Below are 18,352 nucleotides of genomic sequence, written 5' to 3' on the forward strand. Positions count from 1 at the left end.
TCCGTTGATACGCGAGGCCTTTGGCCTGTGGGCCTTCGAGGAGGCTGAGTGCGGCAATCGGAGTGTCGCTTCGCGTGTACCTGGTGACACGCCCCATAACGACAGGCACGGTCGGGCGGACTTTTTGACCTCAAGTGCGGTTGAGGTCCTAGGTTCGTCAGCGACTCATCCAGACAAGACGACCAAAGGAACTCGACTGTGACGACCTTGGTGACAGGCGCCACCGGGAACACCGGCCGGCACGTTGTGGCAGAGCTGGTCCGCCGAGGAGAGCGGGTTCGGGCCCTGACGCGAGACCCGGCGGCGAACGCGGGAAGATTTCCGGCCGAGGTGGAGCTGGTGGCCGGCACGCACAACACACCAGAGAAGTTGGACGCCGCACTCCACGGCGTCAGCCGGCTGCATATCACGGTGACCACTGGACTTGCCGAGGTCGGGCCCGAGCTGGTCCAGCGGGCGGTCGCCGCGGGCGTTCAGCGTTTCACCGTGCTGTGGGGCGGCTGGGTGGGCCCGGTCGAGCAGGCGGTGGCGGACTCAGGCGTGGAATGGACACGTCTGGAAGCACAAGAGTTCATGTCCAACACGTTGAGCTGGGCCGAATCGATCCGAGCCGAAGGAGTGGTCCGAGAACCGTACGACTTCCCCAGCGCGCTGGTGCACGAGGCCGACATCGCGGCCGTGGCAGCCGTCGCACTGCTCGATGACGGCCACGCGGGGCAGTCCTACAACCTCACCGGACCCGAACCGCTGACCCCAAGTGAGCGGGTCGCGATCCTGTCGCGGACGCTCCGTCGCGACATCGCCTTCGAGCCGATAACGCACGAACAGGCGATCGACAGGCTGATGGCCACCGGAGTGTCCCGGGCGGACGCCGAGTATGTCGTTGGCTGGTACGCCGCGTCCAATGATTCCTCCAAGACCGTGGACGACACGGTCGCAAGGGTGACCGGCCGTCCGGCACGTACGTTCACGCAGTGGGTGGACGAGCACGCAGACCGTTTCTAGCGTTTCCAGGCCGGGGATGATCTCTATCGGCTGAACGCGCCCACGCCGGCCGATCTCCCTCTGTCCGGAACCCTCGTAGCACCCCAACCACGGCCGAATAGGCGACGGTTGATTACGCGGGGTCGCCAGAGTGGCACCCCATCATGTGGCGCCGCCGATCCACCCCGCCGCTGTAGATCCGCGGCCGACGTCCGTCCCCTCGCGCAGGGCGGTCACGTCACGTGCGCTCGATCGGCAGGGCCGGGCTGGTCGGGTGTTCCGTGGCTGGGCCAGGCGACGTCGTCAACCGCCAGAAATGGCTCGTGGGCCACGGCCGCGGGGGTCACCCCGGCGAACTCCATGACGTCCCGATGCAGGTGGGACTGGTCGGCGTAGCCGCCGTCCGCCGCGACCCCGGCCGCGTCGTGCCCCGCGGCCAGGCGGTGGGCGGCATGGTCGAAGCGGACCAGCTTCGCGGCGCGCTTAGGCGGCAGGCCGATCTGCGCGTGGAATCGCGACCACAGGCGCTTGCGGCTCCATCCAAGCTCGGCCGCCAGCCGCTCCACCCGAACCAGGCCGCGGCTGACCACGATCCGGTGCCAGGCCCAGGCCACCTCCGGCTCGACCGGCGACCCCACCTCACGCCGACGGACGAGCAACGCCTCGATCAACGCGAAGCGATCCTGCCAGGAGGAGACCTCGCCCAGTTGCTCGCTGATCCGTGACGCCTGCCTGCCCCACAGGTCGTCCAGCGTCACCACGCAGCCGTCCAGCTCGGCCGGGTCGACGCCCAGAATCGCGCGGGCGACCACAGGGGACAGGCGCATCTGAACACACGCGATGTTCTGGCCTCGCACCCACACCGCGCCGCCGAGCCCGAGCCCGGCGACAAGACTTCCCCGGTGCTGCCGCCCGGCGACGTCCTCAACGACGGGCGAGCCGGCCCCCAAGTCCAGAACCAGCGTCACGGCCGGGTGCGGAATCATCCGGTGACCCTCCGAATCCATGCCCCGGTCACGGAAGCCGGCCATGGTGACACCAGCCACCCGGCTGCGCCGCACTGAGGATGCGACGTCCCACATAACGGCATCGTCACGTTCGCGCACAGTGGACCGCATGCTCCCATGCTAGGGGAGCCGAGCGAGGGGAACATTTGTCCAATACACCGGCGCGCACCGGCGGCGACAGTGGGCTCATGACCATTCCTGACGGCACCACGGAAAGTTCGACCCTGGCCCTGGACGACGGCGACGTCTACGTGTGCCAGGACGGCCCCCACGATGCCCCCGCACTCGTCCTCATCCACGGGTCCGCCTCCTCGGCACGCTCGTGGGACGCGCTGGTTCCGATGCTGACCGGATCCCATCGCGTCATCCGGATCGACCTGCTCGGGCACGGCCGATCGGCCAAACCGGACGGCCACAGCTACGCGACCCCGGACCAGGCACGCCGGGTCGGACAGGCACTGGACCGGCTCAGCGTCAAGCACGCCATATTCGCCGGCCATTCCAGCGGCGGCGTGGTCGCCACCGCCCTCGCCGAGCAACGACCCGATCTGGTGACCGCGCTCGTGCTCATCAACACCGGACCCAGCCTGGACGCCTTCATCGCGGCGGGGTCCGCCGCCATCGACCCCACGCAGTGGCCGCCGACAGACGAGCAGATCCGCCAGTTCGCGAGCACCGGCTTCAGCCGCACCGGCTACCAGATCCCGCAACAGCTCCTGGACGAGGTGCGCGCCATGACCTACCACACGCTCACCATGACGATGCAGGCCACAATCGGCTACCTGAAGCAGCAGGCGCTCCCGGAGCGGCTGGCGGTCCTCGGCAAGCCGCTGCTGGTGATCTTCGGCGAGGACGACCGGAGGTGGCGCTCCTCGTCCGCCGCCGATTACCGCGCCGTTCCCGGCGCGAGGGTCGAGCTGCTGCCCGGTCTCGGACACTCACCCATCCTGGAGGATCCGCAGCGGACCGCCACACCCCTGCTGGCCTTCGCCGAGATCCACACCGCCTCTTCGACAGAACGATGACCACCACCACCGACCTCGCTCAGACGATCGAGCAACCGGATGCCGGTTCCGCGGCGGGACAGAGCATGACACCGCTGCTGCGCCCTCATCTGCGGAGTTTCGCGGCCGTGGTGATCCTGCAGGTCATCGGCGCGCTCGCGGGTCTGGCCCCGCTGCTGGCGGTCGTCGAACTGGGCCGTACCCTGCTGTCGCCCGGCCCGATCGACCACGCTCACGTCTGGACCGTGGTGATCGCGGGTGCGGCCGGCCTGCTCGTCCGGCTGCTGTTCACCGCCGCGTCGTCGGGAATCGGGCATGTTCTCGACAGCCGGGTGCAACTGACGTTCCGTCGGCAGCTGGCCGCGTCGCTGGGACGCGTCCCGATCGGCTGGTTCTCCCGGCGCCGCACCGGCGAGCTGGCCAAGGTGGTGGGCGAGGACGTGAGCGCCGTGCACCCGTTCATCGCCCACGCCCCCGGCGAGCTCGTCGCCGCGTTCGTGGTGCCGCTGGTATCGCTGATCTACTTGTTCACCGTCGACTGGCGGCTCACGCTGATCACGCTGATCCCGGTGGTGCTGGCGATAGCGCTGGTCCCGCTGCTGATGCTGCCCGCCAGGACGCGCGAGCAGGAGGCCTACGACGCGGCCATGGGACGGATCGCCAGTTCCGTCGTCGAGTTCGTGCAAGGCATCTCGGTGGTCAAGGCGTTCGGCGGAGGCGAGCGCGCCCACCGCACGTTCCTGACGGCCGCCGACGACTTCGTCAGCATCTTCTCCCGCTGGGTGCGCGGCATGTCCGTGATCGCCGCCGGGATGCAGCTGGCGCTGTCGCCGCCGTTCGTGCTGCTCATCGTGCTGATCGGTGGCGCGGCGCTGATCACGTCCGGTGGCCTGGCCCCGGCGGATCTGCTGCCGTTCCTGCTGCTCGGGCTGGGACTGACCGCTCCGGTGGCGGCGCTCGGCCACGGCTTCGACGATCTGCAGAGCGCCGGCCGCGCGGTCGGCCGGATCAAAGACGTGCTCGCGGTCCGGCCACTGCCCGAGCCCGCCCACCCGCGTCCGCCGCAGGGGCACCGGGTGGAACTGCGTGACGTCCGCTTCGCCTACGACGCCGACCACGAGGTGCTGCGCGGCATCGACCTGGTGCTGGAGCCGGGGACGGTCACCGCGGTCGTCGGGCCGTCGGGAAGCGGCAAGTCCACGCTGGTCCAGCTGCTGCCGCGGTTCTTCGACCCCACCCACGGCTCGGTCCTTCTTGGCGGCGTCGATCTGCGCGAGATCGGCAGCCGGGAGCTGTATCGGCAGGTGTCCTTCGTCTTCCAGGACGTCCATCTGCTGCTCGTCTCGGTCGCCGACAACATCGCGCTGGCGGTGCCGCGGGCCGGCCGCGACGACGTGGTCCGCGCCGCCCAGCTGGCCGGCATCCACGACCGCATCCTCCAGCTGCCGCGCGGATACGACACGGTGCTCGGTGAAGAGACCAAGCTGTCCGGAGGCGAGGCGCAGCGGATCTCGATCGCCCGCGCGCTGCTGGCCGACGCGCCCGTTCTGGTGCTGGACGAGGCGACCTCCTTCGCCGACCCGCAGACCGAACAGGCGGTCCGCCGGGCCCTGGCGACGCTGAGCGGTGACCGCACGATCGTCGTCATCGCCCACCGGCTGGAGACGGTCGCCGACGCCGACACCGTCGTGGTGCTGGAGAACGGAGCGATCGTCGAACGCGGCAGGCCCGCCGACCTGCTGACACGAGGCGGAAGGTTCGCCGCGTTCTGGCGATCCCACCGATCCGCCGAGATCGAAACCCACGGTGGCGTACTGCGAGGAGACGAGCCCCGATGATCCGAATGCTGCTGCGCGTGCTCGGAGACGAGTACGCCCGGGCGATGCGCCGCACCGTGATCCTGATGACGATCACCGCGGTGGTCGAAGGTTTGTCCTACGCGCTGCTGGTCCCGGTGCTGCGGGCGCTGCTCGGCAGTACGCCCGCGGACGCCGTGCCGTGGCTGGTCGCGTTCGGGGCCGCGGTCGCCCTCTACGCCGTGCTGCGCTACATCAGCGACTTGTCCGGCATGCGGGTCGGGACCACCATGTTGCGCGGCATGTATCACCGGCTCGGCGAGCACCTGGCCCGCCTCCCCCTCGGCTGGTACAACGCCGGTCGCATCGGCGAGGTGTCCGTCCTGGCCGGCCGCGGCCTCCTGCAAGCCATGGGCGTGGCCGCGCATCTGCTGGCACCGTTCATCTCCGCCCTGGTCACGCCCCTGACCATCGTGGCCGTGATGACCGCCTTCAACTGGCGGATGGGGCTGGCCGCGTTGCTCGCCGCACCCGTCGTGGCGGCGATCCAGGCCTGGACGGCACGCGCGACGGCCGCCGCCGACGCCGAGCGTCACGAACGCGACCAGGAGGCCGGCGGGCGCGTCATCGAATTCCTCCAGGCCCAGCCGGTGCTGCGGGCCGGCGGCCGGACCGGCGAACGCTTCCAGCTGCTCGACGACTCGCTGCTGGATGTCCAGCGCGCCTCCCGCCGTACCGTGCTGGCGACGCTGCCCAGCGCCGTGGGGCTGACGCTCACCGTGCAGGCGACCTTCACCGGGCTACTGGTCCTGGGCGCCCACCTCGCGCTCGGCGGGAACATCGGCGTGGCGGAGATCCTGGCGATCCTGGTGCTGGCCGCCCGCTGCGCCGACCCGCTGCTGTCGCTGTCGGACATCGGCGGCAAACTCCGCGGCGCGCGTTCGGAGCTGGCCAGACTCGAGACGGTGCTGCGCACCGAGCCGCTGCGGGAACCTCGCGAGCCGATCCAGCCTGCGCACCACGGTCTGGAGTTCGACGCCGTCACCTTCCGGCACGGCGAGCGCACGGTGTTCGACGAGGTGTCGCTCACCATCCCCGAGGGACAGCGGCTTGCGGTCGTCGGGCCGTCGGGAGCGGGCAAGAGCACGCTGCTGCAGCTGCTGGCGCGCTTCTACGACGTGGACGCCGGCGCGGTGCGCGTGGGAGGCGTGGACGTGCGCGCGATCAGCACCGAGGCGTTGATGGCGCGGATCGCCATCGTCTTCCAGGACGTCTACCTCTTCGACGGCACCATCGAGGAGAACGTGCGCCTGGGCTGTCCCGCCGCAGGCGTTGCCGAGGTACGGGCCGCGGCGGCCGCGGCACAGCTGGACGAGGTGATCGAGCGCCTGCCCGGCGGATGGGCGACGAACGTCGGCGAGGGCGGCACGCTGCTGTCCGGTGGTGAGCGCCAGCGGGTCTCGATCGCGCGGGCGCTGCTGAAGAACGCCCCCATCGTGCTGCTCGACGAGGTGACCTCGGCGCTGGACCCGGTCAACGAGGCGGCCGTCCACGAGGGCATCGAACGCCTGATGGCCGGCCGGACGGTGGTGATGGTGGCCCATCGCATGCGCACCGTCCAACGCGCCGACCGCGTCATCTTCCTGGACGGCGGCCGGATCGCGGAGGAAGGCAGCCACGACGAACTGCTCGACCACGGCGGCCGCTACGCCGACTTCTGGAACATCTCCATGGCTCCCGCTGCGCGGGAATGAGCCGGAGCGTCGGGCGATCCGCCAGGGGCGCTCGTCCATACCGCCGCCCGTCTGGTGTTCGACAACGGCACCACCCCGGCGGCTGCTCGGGAGGCCGTATCTCCCGCATCGGCGACGGCTAAACGCAGACACCGCAGACTCCGTCGCCCTCCGCAACACCCTGGCAGCCGTCGCCTCACCGCCCGGCTCGTCGAACTCCTTCACGACTGGAACCACACCCGGCCCGCCCGGCCGATCATCACCGTCTACCGGGCAGGAACCCCCGACGACCAGCTCGGCCCCGGCGTCCGCCTCACGATCACCTGGTGACCTCACCGGAGGAGACGCCGAGTACGCCGACCGCCGAGAGGGAACCGTCCTGGCCACGCGTGGCTTTGTTGGTTGAGGACGTGGCGGCGCTGCTTCAGGCTCGCGCCGCCACGTCGGGCTGTCAGGTGAGTTCGAACCAGATGACGGTTCCGGTGGGGTCGCGGTGGAAGCCCCAGCGGGTGGCGAGTTCGTTGACGAGGAGGAGTCCTCGGCCGCCGGTGGCGTTGGGGTGGGGGTTTCCGGCGCAGGGGATCTGTGCGGAGCCGGGGTCCTGGACGGTGACGATGACGCCGTGCGGGAGGAAGGCCACCGTGACGACGAACTCCCGTGGCCGGTCTCCCGGTGTGGTGTCCGCGGTTCCGGTGTCGGTCGCTCTGGCGTCGGTTGGTTCGGCGTCTGCCGGTTTGGTATCGGTCGGCCTGGTCGAGTGTTCGACGGCGTTGGTGGCCAGCTCGCTGGTGAGAAGCATGGCGTCGTCGTGGAGCGGGTGGTCGTCGCCGAGGATCTCGGCGACGAAGTTCCGCGCGGGCCTGACCTGGTCGGGGACGGCCGTGAACCGCTGGGAGATGACGGGAGTGTGGTTCGGCGTCGTCGACCAACCGGGTATCCGGCCCAGGTACGGCGACCACATCGTGGCGGCCGGTCCGGTGGTGTCGCCGGTTGTCGTCCGGAATCGGTCAGCGAGCACGCCGACGAGTACGGACAGCAGTCGCGCGGTCATCCCGGTCACCTCCCTTGCTCGTCTGGCTGCCTCCGGCGACCCTGATGTCCCTGACGGCCGTTCGGTGGTCGGTGCTGATCGGCTGGTCGTGCTGTTCGGGGTGGGGGTGGAAGTCCTCGATGTGCTGCATCCGTGCGGCCAGTTCGGCGGGGGTGTCGGCCTCGATCAGGCCGATACGCTGCCGACACCGGGCGGGGGAGAGGGCCCACCACTGTTCGGTGGCCTTGCCGTACCAGAGGCACCAGGCGGGAAAGCGGAGCGTCAGCGTGCGCAGCGCCTGGGGGATGGTGCCTTCTTCACCGGGCTCGTACGGTGCTCCGGGAGGTGGCGGGTTCATGCCGTCACCCCCTTCCGGTACGACTCGCGCCTGCCGGGCCGTATACCCGGCGGAGACTCCCGCCCGTACGGCGTCACGGCCGATCGCGAGTGGCGTCCCCGGCTGATGGGAGAACCCGCGAAGGGATGGCTCGGCGGGCGCGGGGCCACGGTGGCCGGTACGGGAGGCGCGGGCAGCCGGCCGCAGAGCCCGAGACGACGCCGGGCCATCATGCGGGTACGGACCTGGGCCGGGGTGGGTTGTTCCCACAGGTGATTGGGCCGATGCGGCAGGCTGGCGGCGTCGTGCGCGTAGGGGGGATGGCCGCACCAGCGGCAACCGAGAGGGGTCGGTGGTTGATTGGCATGCCAGCGGACCCGGATGGTCTTTGGGGTTCTACTACTGTTGAACACAGATCGCGCACCTCCAGAGTGCGGTCGAGGCTCTGCCAGGCGACGCCATTCGCCGGGCAGAGCCGTTTTTTGATGTTCTTGAGCTCGCTGGTTGTGAATGCCCGCCGTCCCCTGTCAGATCGGGGCGCTGTTCGCCCTCGCCGCCGGTTCGGGCAGTGGATCTGCTTGGCGGAGTTCGCTATAACCGAGCGTGATTCGCCGGACAGGGCGGCATCGCCTGCGTTCTCGGGGGCGCATTTCTCTAGCCGATAGAGGGCATGTATCGAGGCGATGCTCATGGGCGTCCATCTCTCACGATCCGGCTTGCTCAAGGTGCTGACAGCAGACCGCACGACCTGATTTGCTCGCAACGAACAGCAAAAACAGCAGGGAGTGTTCGAATGACTACCGAAAGGAAAGGGGGTCGCGGACGGCCGGCCAAGGCCCTCGACCCCGGCTCGTCACTGCTCGCCGCGCTGGGATCCAGGATGCGCGAACTCCGCAAGGCGCGCTCGCTCACGCTGATGGAACTCGGCGAGCTGACCGGATACTCCTGGCAACACCTCGGCGCCGTGGAGCGGGCCTCGGTCGCCCCTTCGGAGTCCGTGGTCATCGCGTGCGACACCGCACTCGGCGCGGGTGGAACGCTCAACGGCATGCTCCCAGGTGTCATCCGCGAGCAGGCGCATCTCCGCCACCGCAGCGAGGCCGCGCGGAGACCCAGCCCGGAGACACCGGATTCCGGTGTCGACTGGGGACGGCTCAGCACATGCGGCAAGCGCGCTTCGACAATCACCTCCGCCGTGGTGGAGGACATCGAAATGATCACCGTGCACCAGCGCCGCCTCTACCACGAACTGACGTCGGCCGAGATGCTCGTCCCGGTTGACGGTCACCTCGCCCTCCTGCTCTCTCTCCTGGAGGCTCCCGCCCCTGACAAGCTGCGGCGGCGGATCGCTTACGCGGCGGGGGAGGCAGCAGGGTTCGCGGCGTGGATCTGGTTCGATCTCGGTGACCACTTCGCGATGGGGCGCCGGTATGCCACGGCTCTGGACGCCCTGGGGGAAGCAGGTGACAGGGGACTCCGGTCCTATATCAGCGCTTACCGGACCATCACTGCGGACGCGGCCGGGCGGCCGGAGGAAGCCGTCCAACACGCCGCAGCTGCCCTGGACATAGCCGGTCGCTCCGTCACCCACGTGACGAAGTCCTGGCTGCATGCCATCAGCGCCACAGCACGTGTCCACGCGGGCGACGGCAGAGCGGCACTGGCCGAACTCAACAAAGCGAACAGAGCCCTGGAACGGGCCGGTGACGAGCGGGACGAATGGATGTACGACTTCGACCGCGAACGGTTGCTCGGCTACGAGGGGAACTGCCTCCTTGAACTCGGCCGCTACGCCCAGGCCGCCCGCTCCTTCGAGCACGCCATCGGTGGCGTTCCTGCCACATGCGTACGCCGCAAGGCAGAGCTCACCGTGGACTTGGCACAGGCACGCATCGGAGAAGGTGAACCCGCCGAGGCCGTACGGCTGGCCCAGGAGGCGATCACTGTGTTCGCTCGGCGAGGATCGGTCGCCGGAATGTCCCGGGTCCACCGCTTCCGCGACCGGGTGGCACCTCGGCACCCCGAGGTCGCTCGCGAGCTGGATGACTTCGTCCGATCATTGCAAGAGTGAGCCCTATCCCCGCTGAGGTCGTCGCCTGCGCCACCGTCTCGTACGACGCGGTCCAAGCGGTCGGTGAGACCGTCTACTGGATCGAGGGACGGCCGGACGGGGATGTGCTCGTGTGCTGGACGGCTGCCAATGGCCGCCAGGACGTGCTGCCGGAGGGGTTCCACGTCGCTTCCTACGTGCATGAGTACGGCGGGGGGGCCTACCTGGCCACCGAGCGGGATCTGTGGTTCTGCAACGCGGATGACCAGCGGGTCTATCACGTACGCGACGGCCGACACCCCGTGCCGGTGACCCCCGCGTTGGCGGGAACCTGGCGCTATGCCGACCTCCGTCTTGTTCCGGGCACCGGCAAGCTGGTCTGTGTACGGGAACGTCATGAAGAGAGCGGCGTCCACAACGAGTTGGTTGTTCTGTCGGCCGAGCCGTCGATCATCGCCTCCGGCGAGGACTTCTACATGTCTCCGGAGCCCAGTCCTGACGGGAAGCAGCTTGCCTGGGTCTCATGGAACGCGCCGCTCATGCCGTGGGACGGTTCCCGGCTCTGGTTGGCCGACATCGGGCCTGATGGTGCACTTACCGGTACGAGGCTGGTCGCGGGCGGGGACGAGGAGTCGGTGTGCCAGCCGCGGTGGAGCGACGACGGGGTGCTGCACTTCGTTTCCGACCGCTCAGGATGGTGGAACCTGTACGCCTGGCACGACGGCCATGCTGAGCCGGTCATCACGGGAGAATTCGAGGTCGCGGCGGCTCCCTGGGAGTTCGGGTATCGCACTTATGTTTTTCAGGGTAACCAGGTCGTAGCCGTCATCCAGCAGGGGGCGCTGCACCTCTTAGTTGTGAAGCGCTCCGACGGTGATGTGGAACGGCTCGCGTTGCCGTACACCTCGATCAAGCCCTATTTGGCTGTGGTAGATGGGAAAGTCGCCTTCATCGGCTCCAGTCCTACTCGGTTGCCTACGGTGGTGCTGGCTGAGACCAGCGGTGCTGTTCGTGAGCTCACACCGGCCGACGTCACTCTTGACCAGGCATCGCTCGCCCGGCCGGAGCCTTTCACTTTCGGTACCCGCGACGGGGGTGAGGCGTACGGCCTCTACTACCCGCCCTTGGGAGGAAGCGATGGGCCTCCGCCACTGCTTGTACGGGCTCATCCGGGGCCGACGGCGAACTGGCCGCTGCGTCTGGACTTGCATGTGCAGTACTTCACGAGTAGAGGTTTCGCCGTCGCTGATGTCGACTACAGGGGGAGTACTGGGTACGGCCGCGCGTACCGGTTAGGTCTTCGTCATCGATGGGGGATGGTCGACGCCACTGATTGTGCTGATGCGGCTCGTCACCTGGTGTCCGCCGGTCGGGCGGATCCTGGGCGGGTGGCGATCTGGGGGGCCAGCGCCGGCGGGTACACCGTTTTACGGGCCTTGGCGATCACCGATGTGTTCGCGGTCGGGATCGCCAGGTCAGCCGTGGTTGACCCGGAGAGTTGGAGCGGTGCCGCACCGAAGTTCCAGGCCCGTCACGCGGAGCTTCTCCGCGGTGAACTCTCCGGTGGATCAGAAGCCGCGATTCGGCGTCCGCTGCTTCTGATCCACGGAGACGAGGATCGGGTAACTCCGCTGGAGCAGGCCAGGAGCCTCAATGCTCGTCTGGTCGTCATCCCCGGAGCGGGTCACACGCTGCGAAGACCTGCTGATGTCCGCCATGTTCTCCGCGTGGAATTGGAACACGTGCTTCTACCAGGAATCTGATCACAGCGCCGAAGCCAGAGGCAGTAGATCGGGGGCGTTTGCGGACAGCCAGGCCGCTAGCCATCGGGAGTCCTCGACGCTTCCCTCCGCCTGGGTGTCGATCAACCTGCGCAGGATCATGAGCGGCAGCAAGGCATCGAGTGCCTCCTGGTCGACCGCGTCGGTGCCGTCCCCTTTTAACAGTCGTCGTGGATGAGCGCTATGTGGCAGGTCGACGGCGAGGTACTGAGGCGATCATAAGTATTGAGATTTTCCGGAAATTCCCCTGGTCCGTATGCCGCTTCAGCAGGGGGACGACTCGTCTTCCGGTCTTCTTGAAATTTACATAACTTATGATCGACTCAGTATGGGGAAAATTATTGACGGATGATTGACTCCAACGGATTTACCACGAATATGGAGTACTCGATACCGTCAAGCATGCATGCATTGGGAATATTGAGACCGGGAGGAGTCGATTGACTCCAGTCGGCGTACCCGCCCGCGATCTTCAGCGTATCGCCGTCGGTGACGACGCCACTTCCAAGGGCGTCAACAGTGATCCTCCTGCAGGAATTTTCGGGTCAGAAAATATCTTGTGGAGCAACTTCTTGTCGAGGCCGAGCGCAGCGACAAGAATGTAGGCGGCGAGACGGGGCGGGATGGCGTTGCCGATTTGTTGTGCGACATCCCGGCCGCGCCACCGATAGTCAGCGGGGAAAGTTTGCAGCTGCCCAGATTCCTCAGGGGTAAAGCGAGGAGGGTCAGCAGGGCGGCCATCCGGCGTCTCCACTCGATTGCGGGAGATTTTTCCTGTCACCGTGAAAGCTGGTTCGGCCGAAGTGCGCTGACCGCGGTTCTTTGGGTCTCCGCCGGTGCCGTAATTGGAGACGACGACGAATGGCTCTGGGCGGGCGAGCACGTCCTTCATCGCTACCCAGGGGGACAATCCCTCGGGCCCCTCTTCTCTCGACACATTCTTGCGATACGGGCGATGCGTCGGTTCAGGGAGCAACGCTTCACCTTCCAGGCGGGCGATGAGTACTGCTCGACGACGCGTCTGCGGGACTCCGAATTCCTCTGCGCGCAGTACGTCACACGCGGCGTTGTAACCTTCCTTCTCCAGAATCGTCTTCATGGCTTGCCATACAGGGAGGACAGCAGGTACCTGCTCCAAGACGATCGCATCGTAGGGGTTGCCGTCGTCTATCGCCTGAAGCGCCCACTTCAGCGGCTCCAAGACCAAGCCCGTGCGGTCGTCGCCGTTATGATCGGCTGCTAGCTTCTCCAGATCGGTCCCTACATCCAAGCGGAGCGCCATACGTTCCGCGAAGTCCAGAACATCGTCCAATGCGCGACGACCGGCGCCCGAGCCTGCAACGGTGTACGTCTGACAGGGGGGACCGCCCGCCAATACAGTGGCATCGCTAAAGTCTGAGGGCTTAAAATTGCGCACGTCGTCGTGTCGCGTCTCGAGCTTCTCCGCGTCACGCGTCTTGCACGCGCTTGTGTCCAGCTCGATGCCGACCGTCGGCACATCGAGCCATCGTGCTGCTACGTCCAACCCTCCAGGACCGGCGAACAGATCAACGATCTTAGGGGGGCGGCGCACGTACTCTCCTGTCGGTTGAGGTGGATACCAGGGGACGGCTGAGACGTCCATCCGCCTGTGAGTCACCCGTGATGGCGGCAAGCTTACTCTCTGATCATGACAGTCTCCTGGGCGAGCGATGCTGTACGCAGGCCAGGGGCTGAGCAGCGGCGTAACAGGAGATCTTGCTCAAGCAGTTCGACGCCGACAAGATCCCAATGTCCCGATTTTGTCGGATTGGGTCGGTACTCTCGTGCTCTCGCGACAGAGGAGGGCATGTGGGCGACACCCAAAGAATCTTCAGAGCCGTGGAGATCTGCGCCGGCGCTGGTGGGCAGGCGCTTGGGTTGGAACGCGCGGGCTTCGAGCACGGCCTGCTGATAGAACTTGACGACAACGCCGTTGCGACGCTCCGATTGAACCGCCCTGACTGGAAGGTGGTGGCGGGGGACGTGGCAGATGAAGGCGTATGGAATCCCAACGACTATGCGGGGAGCGTTGACCTCCTGGCTGGCGGGGTGCCGTGTCCACCCTTTAGTGTCGCTGGACAGCAGCGCGGGGCCACCGACGAGCGTGATCTCTTCGCTTGGGCGGTCGAGCAGGTTGGGGTCATCCGACCTCGCGCCCTCCTGCTGGAGAACGTCCGTGGTCTGAGTCAGCCCAGATTCGCGGGGTACCGGCAGCATGTCCTTGACCGCTTGAGTGAGTTCGGATACGGAGCAGAGTGGCGAGTCGTGAACGCCAGAGACTATGGCGTGCCGCAGCTCCGGCCCAGGTTCATACTCGTCGCGATGCAGCCAGAAGACCTCACGTACTTCCATTGGCCTGCACCTGTTGCTTCCCCTCACACCGTCGGGCAAGTCCTGCTTCCTTTGATGTCCGCTAACGGCTGGGAAGAGGCTGAGGCGTGGGCGAGCAGGGCCAATGACATCGCGCCGACCCTCGTTGGGGGTTCGAAGAAGCACGGTGGTGCCGACCTGGGGCCGACACGAGCCAAAGCCAAGTGGGCAGAGATGGGTGTGAACGGGTGGGCCTTGGCCGATGCGGCTCCCATCAGGGGTGAGATTTTCGAAATCGGGCCCAAGCTGACGTGCGAGATGGTAGCTCGTTTGCAAGGATGGGACGAGGAGGAGTTTCGTTGGCATTTCAGCGGCAAGAAGACCGCCCGCTACCGCCAAATCGGCAATGCTTTCCCGCCTCCAGTGGCAAAAGCTCTGGGCGTGGCCGTTGCAGCCGCTCTGAACCACGCGACCATGCCTCGTGAATGTGGCCCACAATCGGAACATGACCCCATCTACCGCGCTCTCCGAAAAGGAGGGGATTTCATGACCCTCGATCAGATCGTCAGGGCAATCAAGTCACCGCTGAAGACCGACGAACTGGAACGCCATATCGATTCGCTCGGGAAGGACTTCGAACTCGAAGTGCGAGACGGAGAACCGATTGCTTATAAGATCGGATCTATCAGGGCTTTCCGAGGGGAAGCTGGTCATGTCCGGAACGAACAGTTCAAGAAGGAGATAAGAAGAATCAGCTGATTGATCTAGCGGACGGCGATGTGCCGATGTCTGCGAGCCGGGCCGGCCTACGCTCATTCAACAAGATTTTCTAGCCCTGCACGCCATGCCGGAGAGGGAAGGCGATCGAACATATTGCGGCTTCGAATGATCAAGTGGGCAAGGCGGTGACAATGCTCAACAGACGGCGCCCCTATCGCAAGATGCCCCTCTTTCTCGGAGTAGAGACAACACCCTGTTTCGAGGACGAATTGTGAAATCAGCGCTGCGCGATCCGCATCGAGAATTACCCCGACATGGGGATGCTGTTGTAGGTGCAGGGAGCCAGGCGCCCGTCCTCGACACGCAGTATAAGTCGTACCGCCAGCTGCGACGATCGCCATCACCAAGGCGGCTACGCCAAGGTCTATTCCTCCGATGTGCCAGGCGAAACTGTCGTCTTCGTTCTCGTAGGCGTCGTTTACGACCGTTTCAAGTGTCTCCTCGAATCCTTCAGCGTCATGGGCTTGGTAAGCTCGATCAAGTGCATCACGTTCGATCTCAAGAGCGCCTTCAGCTTCGTCCCAAGTCACATCGTAAAGAGGGGCGTAGTCGCGGTTCCAGCCAGGCCCGGGGTAGCTGGCGACATCTTCTGCAGAGGTCTTTCCCAGATACTCTGGGTTGTAGTCGACATAGCATTCGACGTTGAATTCAGGTATCACGCCACTACTCTGTCAGATTGACTCGGCTTCTGTTCCGCAGAAGGAACCCGGCAGAGCGCCAGCTCTGGGCCAGGTGTTGGGGAAGCTTGGACTCTGTCTGGCAAGCGATGTCCGTGCTCGGGCATGAGAGGGCGGCGTGTCGATCGCTGCGAGCGCTTAGCGCAGAGGTTTCAGGATCAACCCGGTTCACTCGTCCTCTAGTCTGCAGAGATCCTGTTTGGTGTCCTCCTGCTTCTCCCCGGCGACCATGCGCTTGACGAAGTGCAGTACCTCATCGAGTGCCTTACGGCTGGCCCTCCGCTGGGCGACGGTGAAGGTCTGGCGCAGTCGTCCTCCCGCGGGTACCTCTGCCTTGAAGAGCGCGAAGGTCCGTTGAGATGTACGTCGCCTTCGACGCGGTAAGCCCCGCAGCCCGGCGGGTCCGGCAAGCTGAGGCATCCCGTTCCGCACCCACCGTGGGAATACCGAGCTTCTCGGTCGTCATGTCGAACCCACCGGGACCGGCGAACAAGACAACGATCTTGCTAGGGAGAACCTGATCCAGGAGGTGTGTCACGTAGGCAGACACCGCTACAGTTTCTGTGGTCGATAGTCCTGGCGACCATGGCTGATCGGTGATCGATCAGTGTATCGGCGGGCACAGAAAGTATCATATCTGTTGCCGAAGGTGACGTCCTAGGCGGCGTGACTCCATGGAAGGTCGCGCGAAGTAGCTTGTTGTGGTTCGGGTGTCAGAGTTGCTGATGGGATATAACGTTTTCCTGTGGCCTTGATGCCTTCTCCTAGTTCGGTCGGTGTGTCAGCGCGGATGAGCAAGCAGCGCCGCAGGGACACCGCGCCGGAGATGACCCTGCGGAAACTCCTGCACGCCCGCGGTCTGCGATACCGGGTGGCGTGGCCGATACCCGGAATGAAGCGTCGTTCGGTTGACATCGCTTTCACCCGCGCGAAGGTCGCAGTGTTCGTGGATGGATGCTTTTGGCACTCATGCCCCGAGCACGCCACACGCCCGGCCGCCAACGACAAGTGGTGGTCGGAGAAGCTGGCGAAGAACACGGCGCGAGACATCACGACGAACGAGCATCTGCGTCAGGCTGGATGGCGGGTCCTCCGTATCTGGGAGCACGAGGATCCATCCGAGGCGGTCGATCGCATCGTCGAGGAGGTCATGAGGTCGTGGGCTGAGCGCTGACTTGGCCCACCCTTGATGTACGACCGCTGCGATCGCCCTGGGCTGTGATCCACCTGCCCCTATACGTCAGGGTTGGAGTCTGTGGACGACCTGGATCGAACCGTCGCCAGGCGCGTGACGGTCTCGTTCGTCAATGTACGGCAAAGGTCTTGGATCTGCTGGTCAGTGAGGGCCCGTACATCCAGGAACGCCAGGTACCTGCGTAGTCGTGCCGTGACATCACGAATCACCGGTCTACGAGGGGAGTTGGCGGCGAGGTCGATGACCGCCTGGGCCATCTCCCGTACCAATCGAGGATCACCTCCGATACTGCGGCGTTCCAGGAGCTGGTTGAGGTCACTCTCACTGAGTGCGGCCAGGACGTGCTCGTGGCCGGCGAAGACCACAGCCTGCCACCACAACCGTGCCCAGGTGTGCCGGGTGAGGTCGGTGGCGATCCATCGTTCTTTGTTACCCGGTCCGAAGCGCCACATGGTCACATGAGGAAGGACCACGAGAGAGAGAAAAGACCAGAGGTCCCGGTTGCCGGCTTCCGCCCACGACAGGTCCAATTGGCCGCGGATTACTTTCGCTGCCTCCCGGTCGAAGGAGATCCGCGCGTCGTTGCTGGCCGGCTGTGGGTAACCGTACTCCTTGGCCGTCGTCGAGACCGTTTCAATCAACTCTCGTACGCGTTTCGGCGCGACACGACCGCCGACGGGTGACCAGGTCTGTTCCGGGTGACTCTCCCGTGGAGCAGGAGGTCGTCCGGCGGTGACCTCGGCGTACAGGGTTGTGCCCACCACGGAGGGGAGATGGGGCCACAGTTCACTCACTGGAAAATCCGCCCCCTGCCGAGGTTCCTCACTGCGCCGGAGATCTGAGTCCTGAACTCCGCGAGCTCCACCGCCGCGGGTGGGGCGAAGAGATGCAACGGTGACGCGGCGAAGGTTCTCACCAGCACGTCCCCGACGCTGTCGGGCGGCCATTCCTCACGTTCATCGAGCTCTGCGCGGAGGTGCAAGGCGAGCTCCAGCAGCATCGCGGCGACGCCTGCCTGGAGTTCGTCGAGCAAAGCTTGCTGGCGTCTGTCCTTGGCACCACGGGTGACCGCCGTGCGGAGTTCGCGGTCGTGTTTGTTGATGAGCACGCGAAACGTGCCGTAGAAGGGGGCGGTCAGGTCTGTGCTCGTCTCCAGGTGCCAGCTGGCGGTGGGGGAGAGCCGGGTATGGGCGAAATCGATCTCGTGCACCGGGAACATGGAGGACATGCTTTCCAACACCACCCGTTGAAGGTGCTCGGCGAGCACCGAACCGGGGACCGTGGCCACGCCGACCCCTCGCTCCACGGTGGCGCGGGTGAGGCTGATGGTGCTGCGGAGTGACAGGATTCCGGACAGGCGTTCGCCCACGAGTGTCGTATGGATCAAGGCCGTGCCGTTCGGGTCGAACCGCGCCGCCAGCGCGGCTTCGGTCATGTCGGTGGTCGAGCTGGTCCAGGAGACGGTCAGTGCGACGTCCGCCAGGTGGAGCCCCGTCTCCTGGACGAAGCGCGCTACGTCAACCCGCACCCGACGTGCTGCCCGCAGATCAGTGCCTGGGTCCCAGCCGTCGACCGCCTCCGGCATGGGCCTCCACTCCTCCGCGTCGAGGAGGAACCACGGTTCCCAGACCACAGTGCCCTGACGCG

Annotated in this window: 16 protein-coding genes; 9 read left to right on the forward strand and 7 right to left on the reverse strand. The window is 66.0% G+C overall.

The window, feature by feature from the left end; all coding sequences use genetic code 11:
* The first annotated feature begins 198 nt into the window (after nt 1-198).
* Nucleotides 199-1,005: an NmrA family NAD(P)-binding protein gene (locus tag ACWD3H_RS24300; RefSeq protein WP_451956577.1), complete on the forward strand. Its 807-nt coding sequence runs from the start codon at nt 199-201 to the stop codon at nt 1,003-1,005.
* 212 nt (nt 1,006-1,217) lie between these two features.
* On the opposite strand, the gene ACWD3H_RS24305 is transcribed toward ACWD3H_RS24300, so the two are convergent.
* Nucleotides 1,218-1,952, reverse strand: coding sequence for a helix-turn-helix domain-containing protein (locus ACWD3H_RS24305; RefSeq protein WP_451956578.1), 735 nt, complete (start codon nt 1,950-1,952; stop codon nt 1,218-1,220).
* Between the two features lie 227 nt (nt 1,953-2,179).
* Here ACWD3H_RS24305 and ACWD3H_RS24310 point away from each other — a divergent pair, with 227 nt between their 5' ends.
* From ACWD3H_RS24310 to ACWD3H_RS24325, 4 genes are read left to right on the forward strand one after another with little or no spacing between them, the layout of a single operon-like run.
* Nucleotides 2,180-3,016 carry an alpha/beta fold hydrolase gene (locus ACWD3H_RS24310; RefSeq protein ID WP_451956579.1) on the forward strand — a complete coding sequence of 279 codons (837 nt, stop codon included), beginning with the start codon at nt 2,180-2,182 and terminating at the stop codon, nt 3,014-3,016.
* Entirely contained in the window at nt 3,013-4,833 is a 1,821-nt protein-coding gene (locus ACWD3H_RS24315; protein WP_451956580.1) for an ABC transporter ATP-binding protein, read from the forward strand. Before ACWD3H_RS24310 ends, ACWD3H_RS24315 begins: the two co-directional genes overlap by 4 nt.
* Nucleotides 4,830-6,545, forward strand: coding sequence for an ABC transporter ATP-binding protein (locus tag ACWD3H_RS24320; RefSeq protein ID WP_451956581.1), 1,716 nt, complete (start codon nt 4,830-4,832; stop codon nt 6,543-6,545). Before ACWD3H_RS24315 ends, ACWD3H_RS24320 begins: the two co-directional genes overlap by 4 nt.
* Nucleotides 6,546-6,599: 54 nt before the next feature.
* Nucleotides 6,600-6,854 (forward strand): hypothetical protein, encoded by a 255-nt coding sequence (locus ACWD3H_RS24325; RefSeq protein WP_451956582.1) that lies wholly within the window; start codon nt 6,600-6,602, stop codon nt 6,852-6,854.
* 121 nt (nt 6,855-6,975) lie between these two features.
* On the opposite strand, the gene ACWD3H_RS24330 is transcribed toward ACWD3H_RS24325, so the two are convergent.
* A complete protein-coding gene (locus tag ACWD3H_RS24330) occupies nt 6,976-7,575 on the reverse strand; it encodes an ATP-binding protein (protein ID WP_451956583.1) in 600 nt (199 codons plus the stop codon).
* Complete coding sequence (locus ACWD3H_RS24335) at nt 7,532-7,912, reverse strand: hypothetical protein (protein ID WP_451956584.1); 381 nt, start codon at nt 7,910-7,912, stop codon at nt 7,532-7,534. Before ACWD3H_RS24335 ends, ACWD3H_RS24330 begins: the two co-directional genes overlap by 44 nt.
* A 772-nt stretch (nt 7,913-8,684) precedes the next feature.
* On the opposite strand from ACWD3H_RS24335, the gene ACWD3H_RS24340 reads away from it, so the two are divergent.
* Together ACWD3H_RS24340 and ACWD3H_RS24345 are read left to right on the forward strand one after the other, a co-directional pair.
* The gene (locus ACWD3H_RS24340; protein ID WP_451956585.1) at nt 8,685-9,962 is read left to right on the forward strand and encodes a helix-turn-helix domain-containing protein; all 1,278 of its coding nucleotides are present in this window, start codon (nt 8,685-8,687) and stop codon (nt 9,960-9,962) included.
* Nucleotides 9,959-11,704 carry a S9 family peptidase gene (locus tag ACWD3H_RS24345; RefSeq protein ID WP_451956586.1) on the forward strand — a complete coding sequence of 582 codons (1,746 nt, stop codon included), beginning with the start codon at nt 9,959-9,961 and terminating at the stop codon, nt 11,702-11,704. Before ACWD3H_RS24340 ends, ACWD3H_RS24345 begins: the two co-directional genes overlap by 4 nt.
* A gap of 490 nt (nt 11,705-12,194) precedes the next feature.
* Here the strand turns inward: ACWD3H_RS24345 and ACWD3H_RS24350 are convergent, their stop codons facing one another.
* Nucleotides 12,195-13,295 carry a DNA cytosine methyltransferase gene (locus tag ACWD3H_RS24350; protein WP_355630140.1) on the reverse strand — a complete coding sequence of 367 codons (1,101 nt, stop codon included), beginning with the start codon at nt 13,293-13,295 and terminating at the stop codon, nt 12,195-12,197.
* Between the two features lie 257 nt (nt 13,296-13,552).
* On the opposite strand from ACWD3H_RS24350, the gene ACWD3H_RS24355 reads away from it, so the two are divergent.
* On the forward strand, nt 13,553-14,812 hold the full coding sequence (locus ACWD3H_RS24355; protein WP_355630143.1) for a DNA cytosine methyltransferase: 1,260 nt from the start codon (nt 13,553-13,555) through the stop codon (nt 14,810-14,812).
* Nucleotides 14,813-14,865: 53 nt separating this feature from the next.
* On the opposite strand, the gene ACWD3H_RS24360 is transcribed toward ACWD3H_RS24355, so the two are convergent.
* Nucleotides 14,866-15,492: a hypothetical protein gene (locus ACWD3H_RS24360; RefSeq protein ID WP_451956587.1), complete on the reverse strand. Its 627-nt coding sequence runs from the start codon at nt 15,490-15,492 to the stop codon at nt 14,866-14,868.
* A gap of 808 nt (nt 15,493-16,300) precedes the next feature.
* On the opposite strand from ACWD3H_RS24360, the gene ACWD3H_RS24365 reads away from it, so the two are divergent.
* Nucleotides 16,301-16,684 (forward strand): very short patch repair endonuclease, encoded by a 384-nt coding sequence (locus ACWD3H_RS24365; RefSeq protein ID WP_355630149.1) that lies wholly within the window; start codon nt 16,301-16,303, stop codon nt 16,682-16,684.
* A gap of 59 nt (nt 16,685-16,743) precedes the next feature.
* On the opposite strand, the gene ACWD3H_RS24370 is transcribed toward ACWD3H_RS24365, so the two are convergent.
* Nucleotides 16,744-17,157 (reverse strand): hypothetical protein, encoded by a 414-nt coding sequence (locus ACWD3H_RS24370; RefSeq protein ID WP_451956588.1) that lies wholly within the window; start codon nt 17,155-17,157, stop codon nt 16,744-16,746.
* A 338-nt stretch (nt 17,158-17,495) separates the two neighbouring features.
* Complete coding sequence (locus tag ACWD3H_RS24375; protein WP_451956589.1) at nt 17,496-18,290, reverse strand: hypothetical protein; 795 nt, start codon at nt 18,288-18,290, stop codon at nt 17,496-17,498.
* Nucleotides 18,291-18,352 lie beyond the last annotated feature (62 nt).

Source organism: Streptosporangium sp. NPDC002607, assembly GCF_053592655.1.